This window comes from Peptoniphilus sp. HCN-40583 (assembly GCF_037892835.1).
GTDB lineage: Bacteria > Bacillota > Clostridia > Tissierellales > Peptoniphilaceae > Aedoeadaptatus > Aedoeadaptatus rachelemmaiella.
In genome coordinates this window covers 28,775-45,488 of record NZ_JBBKBU010000012.1, presented here as the reverse complement: position 1 = coordinate 45,488, position 16,714 = coordinate 28,775, and the positions used below count along the sequence as shown (strand labels likewise).

Here is a 16,714-nt window from a genome sequence, read left to right as displayed (position 1 = left end):
ATAGTGATAGATATCATCGAACAAGAAATTGCTGATATGAGCGAGGAACTCTTTGACGAGTTGCTGAAAGATCGTACTACAAGAAAAAATATCTGCTGGGCTACAGACCATTACATTTCGCATGGAACAGAATATTATCCTCAGGAACCAATCAAGAAAGAACTGGTTACTGGAAGAAACACAAAGATTGTTCAGCCTAGAACTTCAAAATCACAGGCTGAGCAAACAAGGCGAACAAAGGATAAAGCTGAGGTGTTTACTCCATCGTGGGTCTGCAACGAACAGAACAATTTAGTGGATGAAGCTTGGTTCGGACGTCAGGATGTTTTCAATATCGCGTGTGGACATTCATGGAAATCTGAGCTGGGGCGGATAACATTTCCGGAAGGTAGATCATGGAAGGACTACGTTGATTCAAAACGACTTGAAATCAGCTGTGGTGAGGCACCATACCTAGTCAGCAGATATGATACGGTAACTGGAAATGAGATTCCATTACAGGAACGTATCGGTTTACTTGATCGAAAAATGCGAGTGGTAAATGAAAACAATGATACAGAGGAAGAATGGATAAAATGGGCAACAAGAGCCTATCAGAGTACATATGGATTTGAGTACCAAGGTGACAATATTCTTATTGCCAGAGAGAATCTTCTGTATACATTCATTGAAAATATGATTTACAAGTTTGGTCATAAGCCGGATATCAAACTATTAAAACAAATCGCCCGTATTGTTTCTTGGAATATTTGGCAAATGGATGGACTGACGATGTCGGCTCCATACTCCGAACGCCCAAGAGCAAATACGCAAATGAGCATATTTGATTTGCATCCACAGGAAGGATGCGATGAAAATGAAAAAGAGCCAATCCCATGTAAGGTATACGATTGGCGCGCCAAAAACAGTTTAGAATTTAGAACCATGGTAAAGGGAGGCAGAAAGCATGAGTGAAGATAAAATAGCTTTTAAAAGCACATTCGACTATAAGGTTATCTATGCTTTCACTGTAAGCGATGAAAAGCACAATGGATTAATCAAAGTAGGAGATGCCACTCTTCACACGGAGGCTTCAGCAGAAAGCTTGCCACCAAATTCAAGAGAATTAAATCAAGCAGCACTGGCTCGAATTAAGGAGTATACCAATACAGTTGGTGTAACTCCGCTGCTTCTTCACACGGAACTCGCTGTTAAGACTGTCAAAGGAGAAGACGGTTCAATGCAGCTGAAGGCATTTCGTGACCACGAGGTACACCGTGTGCTGGAAAATTCCGGTATTAAGAAAGCAAAGATTGATGATACTACCGGACGGGAATGGTATCGCATAGATCTTGAGACAGCAATCGAGGCAATCTCTGCGGTAAAGAAAAACTACGCAAATTTGAGCAATTCTGATGTGATAGATTTTATTCCAATAGTATTTAGACCTGAGCAGAAAGAAGCAATTGATAGAACAGTCAAGCAGTTCAAAAAAGGTGACCGTATGCTCTGGAATGCCAAGATGCGATTTGGCAAAACCTTGAGCGCATTGGAAGTAATTAGGCAATGTAAATATGAAAAATCGATTATTCTTACACATCGTCCGGTTGTAAATGATGGATGGTATGAAGATTTTACAAAGATTTTCCACGGCACAGGCTATCGCTATGGTTCAAAGAGCAATGGATATACTGTGGAGCAACTTCTGAAAACAGGTAAAAGCTTTATCTACTTTGCTTCGATTCAAGACCTCCGAGGATCAGAGGCAGTTGGTGGAAAATTCGGAAAGAATGAAGATATCTTCAATACTCTCTGGGACTGTGTGATTGTAGATGAAGCACATGAAGGCACAAAAACAGCCCTCGGTGACGATACCATCAAATCCATCGTAAAAGAAGATCTTCATAAGACAAAGTTACTTGCTCTATCCGGGACGCCGTTCAATATCATAGACGAATATGATGACGATTCCATTTACACCTGGGATTACATCATGGAGCAGGAAAATAAATCCGAATGGGATAAGCAGCACTTTGGGGACTCCAACCCTTATGATGAATTGCCGGAACTGCGTATTTACACATATGACCTTGGGGATTTATTGCATAATAGCAATTACATCACATACGAAGATAAGGCATTTAACTTTCACGAATTCTTCCGAACATGGACCGGTGACTTCAAATCCGATAATGCACAGATGCCTGCTACCGCTAATATCGGCGATTTTGTGCATGAACAGGATATTTGGTCGTTCCTAAATCTGATGACAAAGACGGACGCAAACGGTACATATCCGTTTTCAAAGGATGAGTATCGAGAATTGTTCCGTCATTCCCTATGGATGGTTCCCGGTGTCCGTGAAGCAAAGGCTTTGAAAGCATTGATGGGAAAACATCCGGTATTTGGAAATGGTCAATTTGACATTGTAAATGTTGCCGGTAGTAATGACGAAGAATCTGCTGATGCACTGAATAGTGTTAGAAACGCTATTGCAAAGGCAGAAAAAGTGGATTCCTATACTATCACTTTGTCATGTGGAAAGCTGACCACGGGTGTTACAGTCAAGGAATGGACAGCCGTATTTATGCTTTCAGGCTCTTTTTCAACTTCCGCTTCTAACTATTTACAGACTATTTTCCGTGTACAGTCCCCTTGCAACAAGAACGGAAAGATCAAAGACACCGCATTTGTCTTTGATTTTGCGCCGGATCGTACTCTGAAGATGGTCTCTGAAGCAGTATCTGTATCTCGAAAGGCCGGAAAGACCAATGATGGAGATCGTAAAATTCTTGGTAAGTTTCTGAACTACTGTCCTGTTATTTCCATCGCAGGTTCTCAGATGAAGGAGTACAAAGCCGATAAGCTTCTGCAGCAACTGAAGAAAGCCTACGCTGATAAAGTTGTTCGCAATGGCTTTGATGATACGAATCTTTATAATGATGAGCTTTTCAAGTTGCAGGATTTGGATCTAAAAAAATTTGAGGACCTGAAAAAGATCATCGGCAAATTAAAAGCAGCTGAAAAGACAAAAGATATCGATGTAAATAACCAAGGATTGACTGACGAAGAATATGAGGAGCGGGAAAAGCTAGATAAGAAGAAAAAGAAAAATGAACTCACCGAAGAGGAAAAGGCACGCCTTGAAGAATTAAAGAAAAAGAAAGCCAATAGGAACAATGCCATCTCTATTTTGCGTGGTATTTCTATCCGTATGCCGCTTCTCATCTATGGTGCTGATGTTCCTTATGACGAAGAAATCACTCTGAACAAATTTATTGAGCAGGTCGACGACTCTTCTTGGAACGAGTTTATGCCTTCAGGTGTCACCAAAGAGCTATTTGCGGATTTCAGAAAATACTATGATGAAGATGTCTTCATTGCCGCCGGACGCAGAATTAGAAATATCGCTCGTGAGGCAGATACACTGAATCCTACAGAGCGAGTCAAGAAAATTGCAAGTCTGTTCTCCTACTTCAGGAATCCAGATAAGGAGACCGTCCTCACGCCTTGGCGAGTCGTTAATATGCATATGTCTGATTGCCTCGGTGGATATGATTTCTTCGATGAGGATCATCGTGAAACATTGGATGAACCAAGATTTGTAGATAGAGGTCAGGTGACCACAGACACCTTTGCCAATCCTAAAGCACAGATTTTGGAAATCAATTCCAAAACAGGACTCTATCCGCTTTATGTGGCGTATAGCTTATACCGTGCTAGGCGAAAAGCAATCACAGTAGATTGCGAAATAACACTTGATGATGAGCGAGATATATGGAAAGCGACTGTTGAACAGAATGTGTTCATCATCTGCAAGACGCCTATGGCAAAGCAGATTACAAAGAGAACCCTTGTTGGATTCGATAATATTAAAATCAATGCACATTACTTTGATGATCTTGTGAATCAAATGAGAAATAAGTCGCAGCAGTTTATTGATCGTGTGCTTAAAACAAACTATTGGAAGAAAGAGGGTAGCGGTAAAATGAAATTTGACGCAGTAGTAGGTAATCCTCCTTATCAAGAAGAAACAGGCGGAGCAGGAAGACAAGCAAAGCCAATCTACAATTATTTTGTTGAACAAGCAAAAAAACTTAATCCAACATATATCTCAATGATTACACCTTCTAGATGGTTTTCTGGTGGTATGGGATTGGATGATTTTCGAGATAATATGATTCTAGACAATCGACTCATAAAGTTAAAAGATTATACTAATGCAAAGGATTGCTTTCCGCAAATTAGTATCAGCGGTGGTGTAAGCTATTTTTTATGGGGGAATAAATATCATGGTGATTGTAGCGTAGAAAATGTTCATGATGGAAAATCAAGTATTGCTGTTCGACCAACAAATGAGTTTCGTGTTTTTGTACGCTACAATGAAGCTGTTTCAATTCTTCATAAAATAATAGATGATAATTATAGTTCTATTGACGGTATTATCAGTCCTCTTATGCCATTTGGACTATCAACAAACTATAGAGGGAGAAACAATAAATCAAATATCGATAATCTTACTTTGTATGCAAGTGACGGAGTCACATACATTAAGAGAACAGAAATTAACAAGGGGACGGAATATATTGATAAGTATAAAGTAATGATGAGTAAGATGAGTGCAGAACATGCGGGTGAAGCCGATAAAAATGGTCAATTTAGAATATTTACAAAAACTATGCGTGTATTAAAACCATTGGAGACATGTACTCACTCATACTTCTTGATAGGATGTTATGATAATGAACTTGAAGCACAAAATACAATGACATATTTGAAGACGAAATTCGTTAGATTTATCGTTATGATAACATTAAGTGCTGTTAATCTTTCGAAGCTTGTATTTTTTAATGTTCCAATGCAGGATTTTTCTGCTAATTCCGATATTGATTGGAGTAAATCTGTTAGAGAAATCGATAAGCAACTATATGCTAAATATGGTTTATCTGACGAAGAAATCGACTTCATCGAAGGTAAGCTTAAGCCTATGGAATAAATCCATGAAATGACAAAAACCCCACACGAGGACATTTAATGCTCTGGCGTGGAGTTGAGTTTAATTATATGCATTAAGCAGAATAGCAAGATAAATCTCTGCTTCTTTGCGGGTAGCATCAATATCCCGGCCTCTGCCATAATTGGCAATCCTCTCGCCATTCAGTTTGAGACTGAGTTTTGAAATTCTGCATCCATTGAGTCCGTATCCTATGCTTGGCTCTTCGTAGTGTTTTCCCCAGAAGTGGATAATGTGATTTTTAACATCTGTTCAAGGAACACCGATTGTACCTTCTTTCCACATAAGCGTACCTCCTAAATTTTGGTACTACGTGTATTGCTCTGAAAGAAGATAATAGCAAGTTATTTTAAGTTCGTATCCCGCGACTTTTGAAAACAAAATGACCGCACCGGAGTAAATGAATGCTTCGGTGTGGTCATTTTGTTTTGAAATCAGCTTAAAAGTTCCGCTGACAATTTAACGTGACCGCTTAAAAATGCAAAGCTTTAATTCGTTTTATCAAATTCTTAATTGAGCGATTCGAAAGAGGAATCTTTTTTATTTTTAGCAATCGCACTTGACAAGTGCTAAAACCGTGGTATACTTAAACCATAAGCGATTGGCACTCAAACAAAGCAAGTGCTAATACGGAAAGGAGGTTTTGTTTGGACAAGAGAAAAATAGACATCTTAAACCTGATTATCGAGTCCTACATCGCCTCTCCCGTGCCCGTTGGCAGTCGCACCATTTCGAAATCCCCGACCCTCGCCGTGTCTTCGGCGACGATACGGAACGAAATGAGCGATTTGGAAGCTTTGGGTCTTTTAGAAAAGCCCCACACTTCCGCCGGGCGCATTCCGTCCGAAGGCGCTTATCGATTTTATGTAAACGAATTGATTCCCGAAATCGACTATCCGAAATCCCTCGTGGCACATTTCGAAGAGGCCATGCCCATGGAACTCTACGGTTCCGAGGATTTTTATTCCGCCGCCGTGGAGGCCTTGGCCGATTACACGGAGAACTTGGCATTTATGATGATGCCGAGAAAAAGCGATCGAAGGCTCAAGTATTTGGACTTGATTCCGGTGAACGACCACATGGTCATGCTTTTAGTCGTCGGCGACCGCGGAGTCGTCGTCAAGCGCATGATCGACTTGGGTTTCGCTGTCGATGAAGACGATATGCGCTACGTTTCAGGCGTCTTATCCGATGCCTTCGTGGGCACGCCCTTCGATGCAATCGACGGCGTGAAATTCGTCCTCTCCGGCGAGCTTGTTCGCTACGAATCCTTCGTCCTCAAGATCACGGAGATCCTCTCCCGCGTCATTCACGCAGTGGAAGAGGTGGACGTGGTGATGAGCGGCATGGGCCATTTGTTCCGCTACGAAGAATTTCAAGATCCGGGGCGCATGCAATCCATGATGGATTACGTCCGGGACAAGGCAAATCTTCTGCGGCTCTTTCAGCTCCTGCCGAAAGACGAAACCATTCGCTTTCGAATCGGCTCGGAGAATGCGGAAGAGACGATGCGCAAAAATAGTTTAATCAGTCGTATCTATCCCATGAACGGCACGGATTTAGGCGCCATCGCCTTAATCGGGCCCATGCGGATGAATTATAGAAAGTCGGCAAATTCCATAATGGCGTTTTCCGATGCACTGTCGAGACGACTTGGGAAAAGAACGTTGAGGTGAGAAGTGGTAGTAAATAATAAGGAAAATCCGATGGACATGGATCCGACGGAAGAAGAAATCAAACAAACGGATGCGACCGAAGCAACTGAATCTGAAGTTGCAGAAGATGTGTCGGAAAAAGACGAATGCATGGCTGAGTTGGAAGAACGCTACCTGCGCCTGCAAGCGGACTACAGTAATTTCCGCCGGCGCAGCGGCGAAGAAAAGCAGCAGATGCATCTCTTGGGCATGGAAAAATTGGCCCTGGACATTCTGCCGGTTTTAGACAATTTCGAACGGGCACTGGCCACAGATGATGTGAAAGACGAAAAGTTTTACGAAGGCATGAAAATGATCGCCGAACAGTTCCGAGGGGAGCTGGCGAAAAATGAAATCGTGGAAATCGACGCACTGAACGCGCCCTTCGACCCGAATCTGCATCACGCCGTCATGACTGAAGAAAAAGAAGGCGTCGAAGCCGATGTGGTCATCGACGTTTTGCAAAAAGGCTACAAACTCAAAGACCGCGTCATTCGACCGGCCATGGTTAAGGTCTCAAAATAATATAGATTAAAAAAACGTACACTTAAAAAACACGTACATTCAGGAGGAAATGAATATGGCAAAAATTATTGGTATTGACTTAGGTACAACGAACTCCGCCGTCGCCGTTATGGAAGGCGGACAATCGACAATTATCCCCAACATTGAAGGCAATCGGACCACTCCGTCCATCGTCGCTTTCACAAAAGACGGCGAACGCCTCGTCGGCGAAACGGCAAAGCGTCAAGCCATCACCAACCCGGACAGAACCGTGGCTTCCATCAAACGCCACATGGGTAGCGACTACAAGGTTACCATCGACGGCAAGGATTACTCGCCCCAAGAAATCTCGGCCATGATTTTACAAAAATTAAAATCCGACGCCGAAAGCTATTTAGGCGAAACCATTACCGAAGCCGTCATCACCGTACCGGCTTACTTTACCGACGCCCAACGTCAAGCGACGAAAGACGCCGGACGCATCGCCGGACTCGATGTTAAACGTATCGTCAACGAACCGACGGCAGCCGCCCTCGCTTACGGCGAAGACAAGGACACGGATTCCAGCATGGTTATGATTTACGACTTAGGCGGCGGCACCTTCGACGTCTCCATTTTGGAACTGTCCGACGGCGTCTTCGAAGTACAATCCACGCGGGGCAACAACAAATTAGGCGGCGACGACTTCGACGAAAAGATCATCGACTGGATCGCCGACAGCTTCAAAAAAGAAAACGGCGTCGACTTAAAGGCCGACCGCATGAGCTTGCAACGCTTGAAAGAAGCGGCAGAAAAGGCGAAGAAAGAACTTTCTTCCACCATGAGCACCAACATCAACCTGCCCTTCATTACCGCGACGGCCGAAGGCCCCTTGCACTTGAACATGGACCTGACCCGTGCGAAATTCGATGAATTAACCGCAGACCTCGTCAAGAAGACCGAAGGTCCTGTCATGGAAGCATTGAAAGATGCCAACCTTTCCGCATCGGACGTCGACAAAGTCCTCTTGGTCGGCGGCTCCACCCGTATCCCTGCCGTACAAAACTTGGTTAAAACCTTAATCGGCAAGGATCCCCAAAAAGACATTAACCCCGACGAATGTGTCGCCTTAGGTGCAGCCATTCAAGCCGGCGTATTGAGCGGCGATGTCAAAGACTTGCTCCTCTTAGACGTAACGCCCCTTTCCTTAGGGATCGAAACCATGGGCAGCGTGACCACTCGCTTAATCGAACGGAACACCACCATCCCCACGAAGAAGAGCCAAATCTTTACGACGGCTGCCGACAATCAAACCAGCGTCGACATTCACGTCCTTCAAGGGGAACGCCAAATGGCACAAGACAATGTGACCTTGGGCCGCTTCCAATTAGACGGCATCGCACCGGCACGCCGCGGCGTACCTCAAATCGAAGTTACCTTCGACATCGACGCCAACGGCATCGTCAACGTCAGCGCCAAAGACTTAGGCACCGGCAAAGAACAACACATTACCATTACTTCTTCCTCCAATTTAACGGAAGATGAAATCAAGGATAAAGTTCGCGAAGCCGAAGTCCACGCCGAAGAAGACAAGAAGAAGAAAGAATCCATCGAAATTAAAAACAACGCCGACTCCGTCATCTACGCATCCGAAAGCGCATTGAAAGATGTCGACGGCAAGATTTCCGATGAAGATAAGAAAAAAGTCGAAGATGCCATTGAAGACTTGAAGAGCGTTAAAGATACAGACGACATCGACGTCATCAAGGCCAAGACCGAAGCCCTTCAAACGGCTTTCCAATCGGTATCGGAAGAACTTTATAAACAAGCCCAAGCACAAGCAAACGCACAAGGCGATGAAGCCAAAGCTGACGACGACGTAGTCGATGCAGACTACGAAGTGGTCGATGACGAAGACGATAAGTAATGACTTGGGTAAAAAGGGCACTTCGGTGCTCTTTTTTTGTTTAGAATCTTTTAAAGTCGCGGGAGATAGGATATGATAATACTATTTGAGCGAAGAGAAAGAGATGGTGTCTATGAGAGATTTTTACGAGATATTAGAGATCGAGCGTACCGCCACGTCGGCGGAGATAAAAAAAGCCTATAGAAAAAAAGCGAAGCAGTTCCACCCGGACCTTCATCCGGGAGATGAAGAGGCGGAACATAAATTTAAGGAAGTGAATCTGGCCTACGAGGTGTTAAGCGACGAGAGTAAGCGCCGCACCTACGATGTCTACGGCGAAGAGGGTATTAAAAATGACTTCACCTCCGGCGGCGGTGGCTTCTCCGGCGGTTTCGGCGACATTTTCGGCGATCTGTTCGATATGTTCGGCGGCGGCTTCGGGGCGAATTTTTCCGGCGGCAATCAAGCCAAGGCGCCCAGAGACGGCGCCCACATTCGCTACGACCTGAACTTAACCTTTAAAGAAGCGGTGTTCGGTACGGAAAAGGACATTCAGATTCGCCGCACGGAAAATTGCTCCCACTGCCACGGCACCGGAGCCGAAGACGATACGAAAATTCACACCTGCGAAACCTGCGGCGGCAGCGGCCAGGTGCGCCAGTCCACCGCATCGGCTTTCGGCCGCTTTATGCGGGTGGTGCCCTGTGATACCTGCGGCGGCACGGGCACCGTCATCGAAGCGCCCTGTAAGCACTGCAAGGGCAGCGGCAAAGAGACGGTAAACAGAACCCTTCACCTGCGCATCCCCGCCGGCGTCGACGATCAAAGCGTCATGACCATGGCCGGGGAAGGCCACGCCGGCGACAACGGCGGCCAAGCGGGCACGGTGTATGTGTACCTCCACGTGGAAGAAGACGACATTTTTACGCGAAGAGGCAATAATTTATACGTAGACATTCCCATTCGCTACGAAGATGCCGTCTTAGGCGGCACCATTCAAGTGCCCACTTTAAAAGAAATCATCGACTACGACATTCCCGCCGGCACCCAAAGCGGCAAAGACTTCCGCATTCAAGGCGAAGGCGTGCCCTTCTTGCGCAGAAAAGGCGCCGGGGATTTGATCTTCACGGTAAAAATCCTCGTGCCGACGAAAGTGTCCGATGGCGAGCGAGAGCTCTTGGAGCAATTGCGCAGCGAGGTAGGGAACAAGAAGACCGAACAGGAAAAGGGATTTTTACAAAAACTAAAGGACTTTTTTGAATGACACAGTACCACATGCTGAAACTAAGCGGCGAACGGTCGCAACAAGAAGAAGGGGAGATGCTCCTTCAGTCCATGGGCGTGGACAGCTACGAGGTGATTTCCGCCGACGCCATCGACAATTTAAAGGACGGCGCCTTTATTTGGGACTGCGTCGACGAGGAACTGCTTCAGGCTCCCGCGGACAGCTTCGAACTCAAGGCCTATTTTGAAGTCGGCGAACAATCGGTGATGGATGAAGTCGCATCGGCGGCGAAGGCGAAGGGCTTTACAGTGGAAACAGGAGATGTGGCGGATCAGGACTGGGCCAACGACTGGAAGCGGTATTTTCATCCCATCGCCGTCGACGAGGGCCTTGCCATCGTGCCGAGCTGGGAAGATTACGATGCACGTGACGGCGAAAAAATTCTGTGGCTGGATCCGGGCATGGCCTTCGGCAGCGGCAATCACGCCACCAGCTTTCTCTGTGCCCGCTATTTGAGGCGCTATGTAAAGGACGGGGATTCGGTCATCGACATCGGCTGCGGCAGCGGCATTTTGTCCCTCGTGGCGGCCATTTCCGGTGCAAAGAAGGTCATCGCCGGAGACTTGGATCCCCAGTGCATCGAAGCCACGAAGGAAAACGCGGCGAAAAATCAGCTGGAAGATAAAATCGACGTGCGCTTCGGCGATCTCTTTCAGGTGGTGAATGAAGAGGCGGACGTGGTGGTGAGCAATATTTTCGCCGAGGTTATCATCGGCATGGCGAAGGATGTGTATCACCACGTGAAGCCCGAGGGCATTTACATCGCATCGGGCATATTAAAAGAAAAACTCGAGGATGTGAAAGCGGCTTTGGTGAAAGAAGGCTTTACCATTCTCGAAAGCGAAACCAAGGGCGATTGGTCGGCCCTTGCGGCGAGGCGATAAAATGAGGCATTTCTTTGTAGACGAGCAGCCCGTGGTGGGCGAGCGGGCAATTTTGCGTGAAGAAGACAGGGAGCATCTGCTCCGCGTCCTGCGGGCGAAGGAAGGCGACGCCCTGCAAATCGCATGGAACGAAAGCCTCTTTCGAGGGCGGCTTGAGATCATCGGCGACGAGGCCTTTGTGCTGGTGGAAGAAGCCGTAGAAGAAAAAGATGTGTCTACGCAGCTGATTTTGGCTCAGGGCGTGGGGAAAAATCAAAAGACGGAAACCGTGTTAAAACACGCCACGGAATGCGGCATCGACGGCTTTATTCCCTTGCAAATGGATCGCTCCGTGGCCAATCTCACGAAGAAGTACGACGGGAAAAAGGCCCGCTTCGAAAAAATCGCCGGAGAAGCGGCGAAGCAATCCAATCGGCGGCGCGTGCCCGTTGTCGGCGACTTGCTCACCGTCGACGGGCTAATAAAAACCGCTACGGATCGTGATTTGCTCCTCGTCTGCTACGAAGGCGAGGCGGCGGTGGAAATCGAAGATGCACGTCTCGGCTCGGCGGAGAAAATCTATGTAGTGATCGGGCCGGAAGGGGGCTTTTCTGACAGGGAAGTGGCCCTCTTGCAGGAAGCGAAGGCGCAATTTATTACCATGGGCGAGCGCATCCTGCGCACGGAGACGGCGGGAATCGTGGCATCTTTTGTCATGAAGCGAAAAATAGAAAGGGGGTCTTATGCGGCGATTTAAAACCTATACCTTAGGCTGTAAAGTCAATCAATACGAAACGGAAGCCGTGGAAGAAATGCTCGAAAAGGAGGGCTATGGTCACGACGAGTCCATGGATGTGGATCTCGCGATCATTAACACCTGCACGGTGACCAACGAAAGCGACCGAAAGAGCCGCCAGATCATTCGTCGCCACAAGCGGGAAAACCCCCAATGCAAAGTGGTGGTTATCGGCTGCTACGCCCAGGTATCTGCCGAAGAAGTGGCGAAAATCGAGGGCGTGGACTTGGTTTTAGGCACGAAAGATCGCACCGCCCTGCCCGGCTACATCGATGCCCTCTTTCAGGGAACAGAGCAAATCGTTCACGTCAGAGCCCACGAACAGGGCGAGGACTTCGAACATTTAGAGATTAAAGAAATCGAAGATCATACACGGGCCTACATGAAAGTGCAGGACGGCTGCAATCAATACTGCACCTACTGCATTATTCCCTACGCCCGAGGCTTTATTCGCTCCAGGGACATGCGTGATGCCGTAGAGGAGGCGAAGCGTCTCGCCGAAAGCGGTTTTAAAGAAATCGTCTTGACGGGGATTCACGTGGGCAGCTACGGAAAAGATCTTTCCGAAGACGTGGCCCTCGTGGATCTCATTGAGGCCATGGATCAAGTGGCGGGAATCGAGCGCATCCGCCTCTCTTCCATCGAGCCCATGACCGTGACCGACGACTTTTTAAACCGCGTGGCCAAGCTGAAGCATTTTATGCCCCACTTCCACCTGTCTCTGCAAAGCGGCGCTGAAAAAACCCTGCGGGAGATGAATCGCAACTACACCCCCGAGGAATATGGGGACACGGTGGCGCGCATCCTGCACGTCTTCCCCGATGCCGGGCTCACCACCGATGTCATCGTGGGCTTTCCCGGCGAAAGCGAGGAAGATTTTCGTGAGAGTTTGAATTTCGTCGAGGAAATGGGCTTCTCGCGCCTCCACGTCTTTCCCTACAGCATGAGGAAAAACACGCCTGCCGCCCGCAGAAAGGATCAGATTCCGGGGCCTGTGAAAAAAGAGCGGGCCGCCCGCATGATCGCCCTCGGAGATAAACTGGCCGCAGATTTCGTAAAAGAGAGAATCGGCAAAACCTATCCCGTGCTCTTTGAAGAGAAAAAAGACGGAAAAAATTACGGCTACACGCCCAATTATATGTATGTTGCCGTGGAGGGAAAAGAAGATCTGAGAAACACCCTTGAATGTGTTACAATTGAGGGAGAAAAAGGCGGTGAAATCACCGGCCGAATCAGAAAGGAGCAAGCCAATGGATTGTCTGTTCTGTAAGATCATCGAAGGAGAAATTCCTTCCCAATGTTTGTACGAAGACGACAAGGTCTATGTCTTTAAAGACATCGAACCCCAGTCGCCGGTACACTTTTTGGTGATTCCGAAAAAACACATCGATTCCCTCGATGCCATGAGCGATGAAGACAGCGAACTCATCGGATATGTATTCAAAAAAATTCGCGACCTGGCCAAGGAAGAAGGCCTCGAGAGGGGCTACCGCGTCGTACACAATATCGGTGAAGACGGCGGCCAATCGGTAAAACATATGCACTTCCACGTCTTAGGCGGAAGAAGCCTCCAATGGCCACCGGGTTAAATCATTGAAAAACCTTAGGATTTGTTGAATTCCCCTTCCGAAACGTGTATAATAGTTTAGAATTTAGCTGAAAAAGCTATTCACTCTTTTCAAAAAGAGGGGAGGGGAAATCATGTCGGAAATCCGCGTTGGAGAAAACGAGTCTTTAGAATCTGCCTTAAAAAGATTTAAAAGACAATGTGCTTCCAGTGGTGTTTTGAAAGAAGTTCGCAAGCGCGAACACTACGAAAAACCCAGTGTAAAGCGTAAGAAAAAATCTGAGGAAGCACGTAGAAAAAAACGCAAATACTAATTGAGAAGGTGTTAATTTGTCTTTAAAAGAAACCTTAATGCAGGATTTAAAAACTGCGATGAAGACGAAGGATAAGAGAGCGAAAGATACGATCACCATGGTGCGTGCCGCCGTCAAACAAAAAGAAGTTGACGATCGAGTCGAACTGGACGACGATGGCGTACTGAAAGTGCTGGCCAAGGAAATCAAGGAACGCCGGGGAAGCATCGAAGAATTCGAAAAAGCCGGTCGCGACGATTTGGTCGAAGCCACGAAAGCGGAAATCGACGTTCTCATGAAATATATGCCCGAACAATTATCCGAAGAAGAGCTTGAAAAGTTGATTCGCCAAGTGATGGAAGAAAACAACATCACGGAGAAAAAACAAATGGGTCTTCTCATGAAAAACATTATGCCGAAAGTGCAAGGACGCGCCGACGGCAAGGCGGTTAACGCAATCGTCAATCGCATTTTAAAATAAAGTAACCCGGAGAGCTTCTCCGGGTTACTTTCGATTACGCACAATTTCCTCGGGTATAAATAAATGGGGAGGTGTGGGCATGAAACATAGTTTAGCGGTGCTTTTGTCTCTTTTTGCGACTACGCCGGTTTACGCGGCGGGCCCCGGTGCCGACCTTTTGCCCTGGCTCAGGTCGGCCTTGGTTTTGATCGGCTTGGCGAGCTTTACCTACGCCCTTTTTTCCAAGACCTTTTCAAAAAGCTGGATATTCGGGGCGGCTGCCATATTGGTCTTTTTCCTCACAGGCATCTTCGGCGGCTCGGCATCGATTATTACCCTGCTTTTGTTTTTGGCAAGCGGCGTCCTCGTTCTCGTGGAGGCCATTGTGCCGGGCTTCGGCATCGCCGGCATCAGCGGCATCCTTTTATTTTTCACGTCACTCGCCCTGGCCATGGATAACGGCCTGCAGGCCATGCTTACCTTTTTTCTTTCCGCCGTCGTGGTGCTCTTAATGGCCCGCGGGCTATGGGAAAAAGGCGAGAGTTTGCCTATGGTGAAGCGCCTCGTGGGGCAAAACGCGCCTCACAAAGAAAAGCTCATGCCGTGGAAGGTGGGAGACGTGGGCATCTCCGGGACCCAACTTCGCCCGGAAGGGATCGGTGTGTTTAACGGCGAGAAAGTCACCGTGCGCTCCACCGGTCCTTTAATCGAAGGCCACCGAAAAATCGAGATCGTCTCCGTTCGCGGACGCAGTATTTCCGTGAAAGAGGTGGAATGATTTCGCCCTTCGATAAACAGAAAGTACTTATTTTAAATTGAAATGAACGAATGAATTTATAACAGGAGGATTTTATGGGAATCGGCATTATTTTCGGTGGCATCGTCGCCTTTGTCATTATCGTCTTTTTATTTGTCGTACTCACCATGGTGCCCATCGGCCTGTGGGTGACGGCCTTTTTCTCCGGCGTGAAAGTGCGGATGAGCGATCTCATCGGCATGCGTCTGCGCCGCGTAAAGCCCCGTCGAATCGTCAACCCCATGATTAAGGCCACAAAGGCAGGCATGGGCTTAAATATTTCATCCGTAGAAGGCCATTACCTGGCGGGAGGCAATGTGGACGCCGTGGTCGACGCCCTCATCGCCGCCCAACGAGCAGACATTCAATTGAATTTTGAAGAAGCCGCAGCCATCGACTTGGCGGGCAGAGATGTTTTGGAAGCGGTGCAAGTGAGCGTCAATCCGAAAGTCATCGAGACGCCGAAGATCTCCGCCGTGGCCCAGGACGGCATCGAAGTTTTGGTCATCGCCAAGGTTACTGTCAGGGCCAATATCGATCGCCTCGTCGGCGGGGCCGGTGAAGAAACCATTATCGCCCGTGTCGGCGAAGGCATCGTCACCACCGTGGGCTCGTCGAGAACCTACAAAGAAGTGTTGGAAAACCCCGACAATATTTCCCGCGTCGTTCTTGAAAAGGGATTGGATTCGGGCACGGCCTACGAAATTTTATCCATCGACATCGCCGATGTGGACGTGGCGCGAAACATCGGCGCCCGTCTGCAAACGGACCAAGCGGAAGCGGACAAGCGCATCGCCGAGGCGAAGGCGTCGGAACGCCGCTCCATGGCCATTGCCAGGGAACAGGAAATGCGTGCGGAAGTGGAAGCCATGCGCGCCCGCGTCGTCGAAGCCCAATCGGAAGTGCCCAAGGCATTGGCGGAAGCATTAAAATCCGGCAATCTTTCCGTCGGCGGCTACTACGAGCTTGAAAACTTAAAGAGCGACACGGCCATGCGGGAAGCCATCGCCGGCGGTGATCAAAAACAATCCGCCGAGGCCCGTGAATGAGCAGCTTCCTTCCCCTTATCCTCATCGCCCTCTTCGGTCTGATTAAGACCTATGTGGAAGAAAGCCGCAAATCCGAGTCGAAAACGAAGGGGAAAACCAAAGACAAGGGGCTTTCTACGGAGATGAAGCAAGCCATAAATGAGTTTCAGGGACGCAAGGAAAAAACGAAAAGAGGCCGTCATCGAGAGGCGGATTATAAGGATCTGCCCATCGAGGTGCAGCGGGCCATAAAAAGTTTTCAACAACCGGAGGCAAAGCCGGCGAAAGAAGAAACCCGCGCTCGGGAAAAAGAACGGCTGAAAAAGAAGCGGCAGATGAAGGACGCGACATTAACACAATGTGCGGAAGCGGCCCTCGCATCCGAAGTGGCAAAAGATGATGCGCCTATCGCTCCGGCACCTGCGGAGTCGGAGGCCGAAAAGCCCTCGCCCTTTGGTGCCATCGAAAAATTCGACGAGGCCTACCGCCCGTTTATCTACAGCGAAGTATTTAACAAACCAAAGTGTAAGCGTAAGTAAAGGAGACGTTT

16 protein-coding genes are annotated in these 16,714 nt (G+C 47.7%); 15 read left to right on the top strand and 1 reads right to left on the bottom strand.

The genetic code is table 11. The annotated features are described in order from the left end of the window. Positions 1-3: 3 nt before the first annotated feature. Positions 4-954, top strand: a complete 951-nt coding sequence (locus WKT05_RS05195) for a restriction endonuclease subunit M (protein ID WP_340413197.1) — start codon at positions 4-6, stop codon at positions 952-954. Further along, positions 947-4,975 carry an Eco57I restriction-modification methylase domain-containing protein gene (locus WKT05_RS05190; RefSeq protein ID WP_340413196.1) on the top strand — a complete coding sequence of 1,343 codons (4,029 nt, stop codon included), beginning with the start codon at positions 947-949 and terminating at the stop codon, positions 4,973-4,975. The genes WKT05_RS05195 and WKT05_RS05190 overlap by 8 nt, the downstream gene beginning before the upstream one ends. A gap of 60 nt (positions 4,976-5,035) precedes the next feature. On the opposite strand, the gene WKT05_RS10645 is transcribed toward WKT05_RS05190, so the two are convergent. Further along, positions 5,036-5,224 (bottom strand): DUF7678 domain-containing protein, encoded by a 189-nt coding sequence (locus WKT05_RS10645; RefSeq protein ID WP_445323184.1) that lies wholly within the window; start codon positions 5,222-5,224, stop codon positions 5,036-5,038. A gap of 416 nt (positions 5,225-5,640) precedes the next feature. On the opposite strand from WKT05_RS10645, the gene hrcA reads away from it, so the two are divergent. The 13 genes from hrcA to WKT05_RS05125 all read left to right on the top strand — a co-directional run bounded on the left by hrcA (position 5,641) and on the right by WKT05_RS05125 (position 16,703). Continuing rightward, positions 5,641-6,669, top strand: coding sequence for a heat-inducible transcriptional repressor HrcA (hrcA, locus tag WKT05_RS05185; RefSeq protein WP_340413195.1), 1,029 nt, complete (start codon positions 5,641-5,643; stop codon positions 6,667-6,669). 3 nt (positions 6,670-6,672) lie between these two features. After that, the gene (gene grpE / locus WKT05_RS05180; protein WP_340413194.1) at positions 6,673-7,212 is read left to right on the top strand and encodes a nucleotide exchange factor GrpE; all 540 of its coding nucleotides are present in this window, start codon (positions 6,673-6,675) and stop codon (positions 7,210-7,212) included. A gap of 55 nt (positions 7,213-7,267) precedes the next feature. Further along, complete coding sequence (gene dnaK, locus WKT05_RS05175; protein ID WP_340413193.1) at positions 7,268-9,097, top strand: molecular chaperone DnaK; 1,830 nt, start codon at positions 7,268-7,270, stop codon at positions 9,095-9,097. Between the two features lie 112 nt (positions 9,098-9,209). Then, a complete protein-coding gene (gene dnaJ / locus WKT05_RS05170) occupies positions 9,210-10,340 on the top strand; it encodes a molecular chaperone DnaJ (protein WP_340413192.1) in 1,131 nt (376 codons plus the stop codon). Further along, positions 10,337-11,245 carry a 50S ribosomal protein L11 methyltransferase gene (gene prmA / locus WKT05_RS05165; protein WP_340413191.1) on the top strand — a complete coding sequence of 303 codons (909 nt, stop codon included), beginning with the start codon at positions 10,337-10,339 and terminating at the stop codon, positions 11,243-11,245. The genes dnaJ and prmA overlap by 4 nt, the downstream gene beginning before the upstream one ends. A 1-nt stretch (position 11,246) precedes the next feature. Further along, positions 11,247-11,981 (top strand): RsmE family RNA methyltransferase, encoded by a 735-nt coding sequence (locus WKT05_RS05160; protein WP_340413190.1) that lies wholly within the window; start codon positions 11,247-11,249, stop codon positions 11,979-11,981. Next, positions 11,968-13,290, top strand: a complete 1,323-nt coding sequence (mtaB, locus tag WKT05_RS05155) for a tRNA (N(6)-L-threonylcarbamoyladenosine(37)-C(2))-methylthiotransferase MtaB (RefSeq protein WP_340413189.1) — start codon at positions 11,968-11,970, stop codon at positions 13,288-13,290. The genes WKT05_RS05160 and mtaB overlap by 14 nt, the downstream gene beginning before the upstream one ends. Further along, entirely contained in the window at positions 13,271-13,609 is a 339-nt protein-coding gene (locus WKT05_RS05150) for a histidine triad nucleotide-binding protein (RefSeq protein WP_340413188.1), read from the top strand. Before mtaB ends, WKT05_RS05150 begins: the two co-directional genes overlap by 20 nt. A 112-nt stretch (positions 13,610-13,721) precedes the next feature. Beyond that, positions 13,722-13,901: a 30S ribosomal protein S21 gene (gene rpsU, locus WKT05_RS05145; protein WP_068367335.1), complete on the top strand. Its 180-nt coding sequence runs from the start codon at positions 13,722-13,724 to the stop codon at positions 13,899-13,901. A gap of 16 nt (positions 13,902-13,917) precedes the next feature. After that, positions 13,918-14,361 (top strand): GatB/YqeY domain-containing protein, encoded by a 444-nt coding sequence (locus WKT05_RS05140; protein WP_215507081.1) that lies wholly within the window; start codon positions 13,918-13,920, stop codon positions 14,359-14,361. A gap of 79 nt (positions 14,362-14,440) precedes the next feature. Continuing rightward, the gene (locus WKT05_RS05135; RefSeq protein ID WP_215507079.1) at positions 14,441-15,118 is read left to right on the top strand and encodes a hypothetical protein; all 678 of its coding nucleotides are present in this window, start codon (positions 14,441-14,443) and stop codon (positions 15,116-15,118) included. Between the two features lie 74 nt (positions 15,119-15,192). Next, positions 15,193-16,185, top strand: a complete 993-nt coding sequence (gene floA / locus WKT05_RS05130; RefSeq protein ID WP_340413187.1) for a flotillin-like protein FloA — start codon at positions 15,193-15,195, stop codon at positions 16,183-16,185. Continuing rightward, the gene (locus WKT05_RS05125) at positions 16,182-16,703 is read left to right on the top strand and encodes a hypothetical protein (protein ID WP_340413186.1); all 522 of its coding nucleotides are present in this window, start codon (positions 16,182-16,184) and stop codon (positions 16,701-16,703) included. The genes floA and WKT05_RS05125 overlap by 4 nt, the downstream gene beginning before the upstream one ends. The last annotated feature ends 11 nt before the right edge of the window (positions 16,704-16,714 follow it).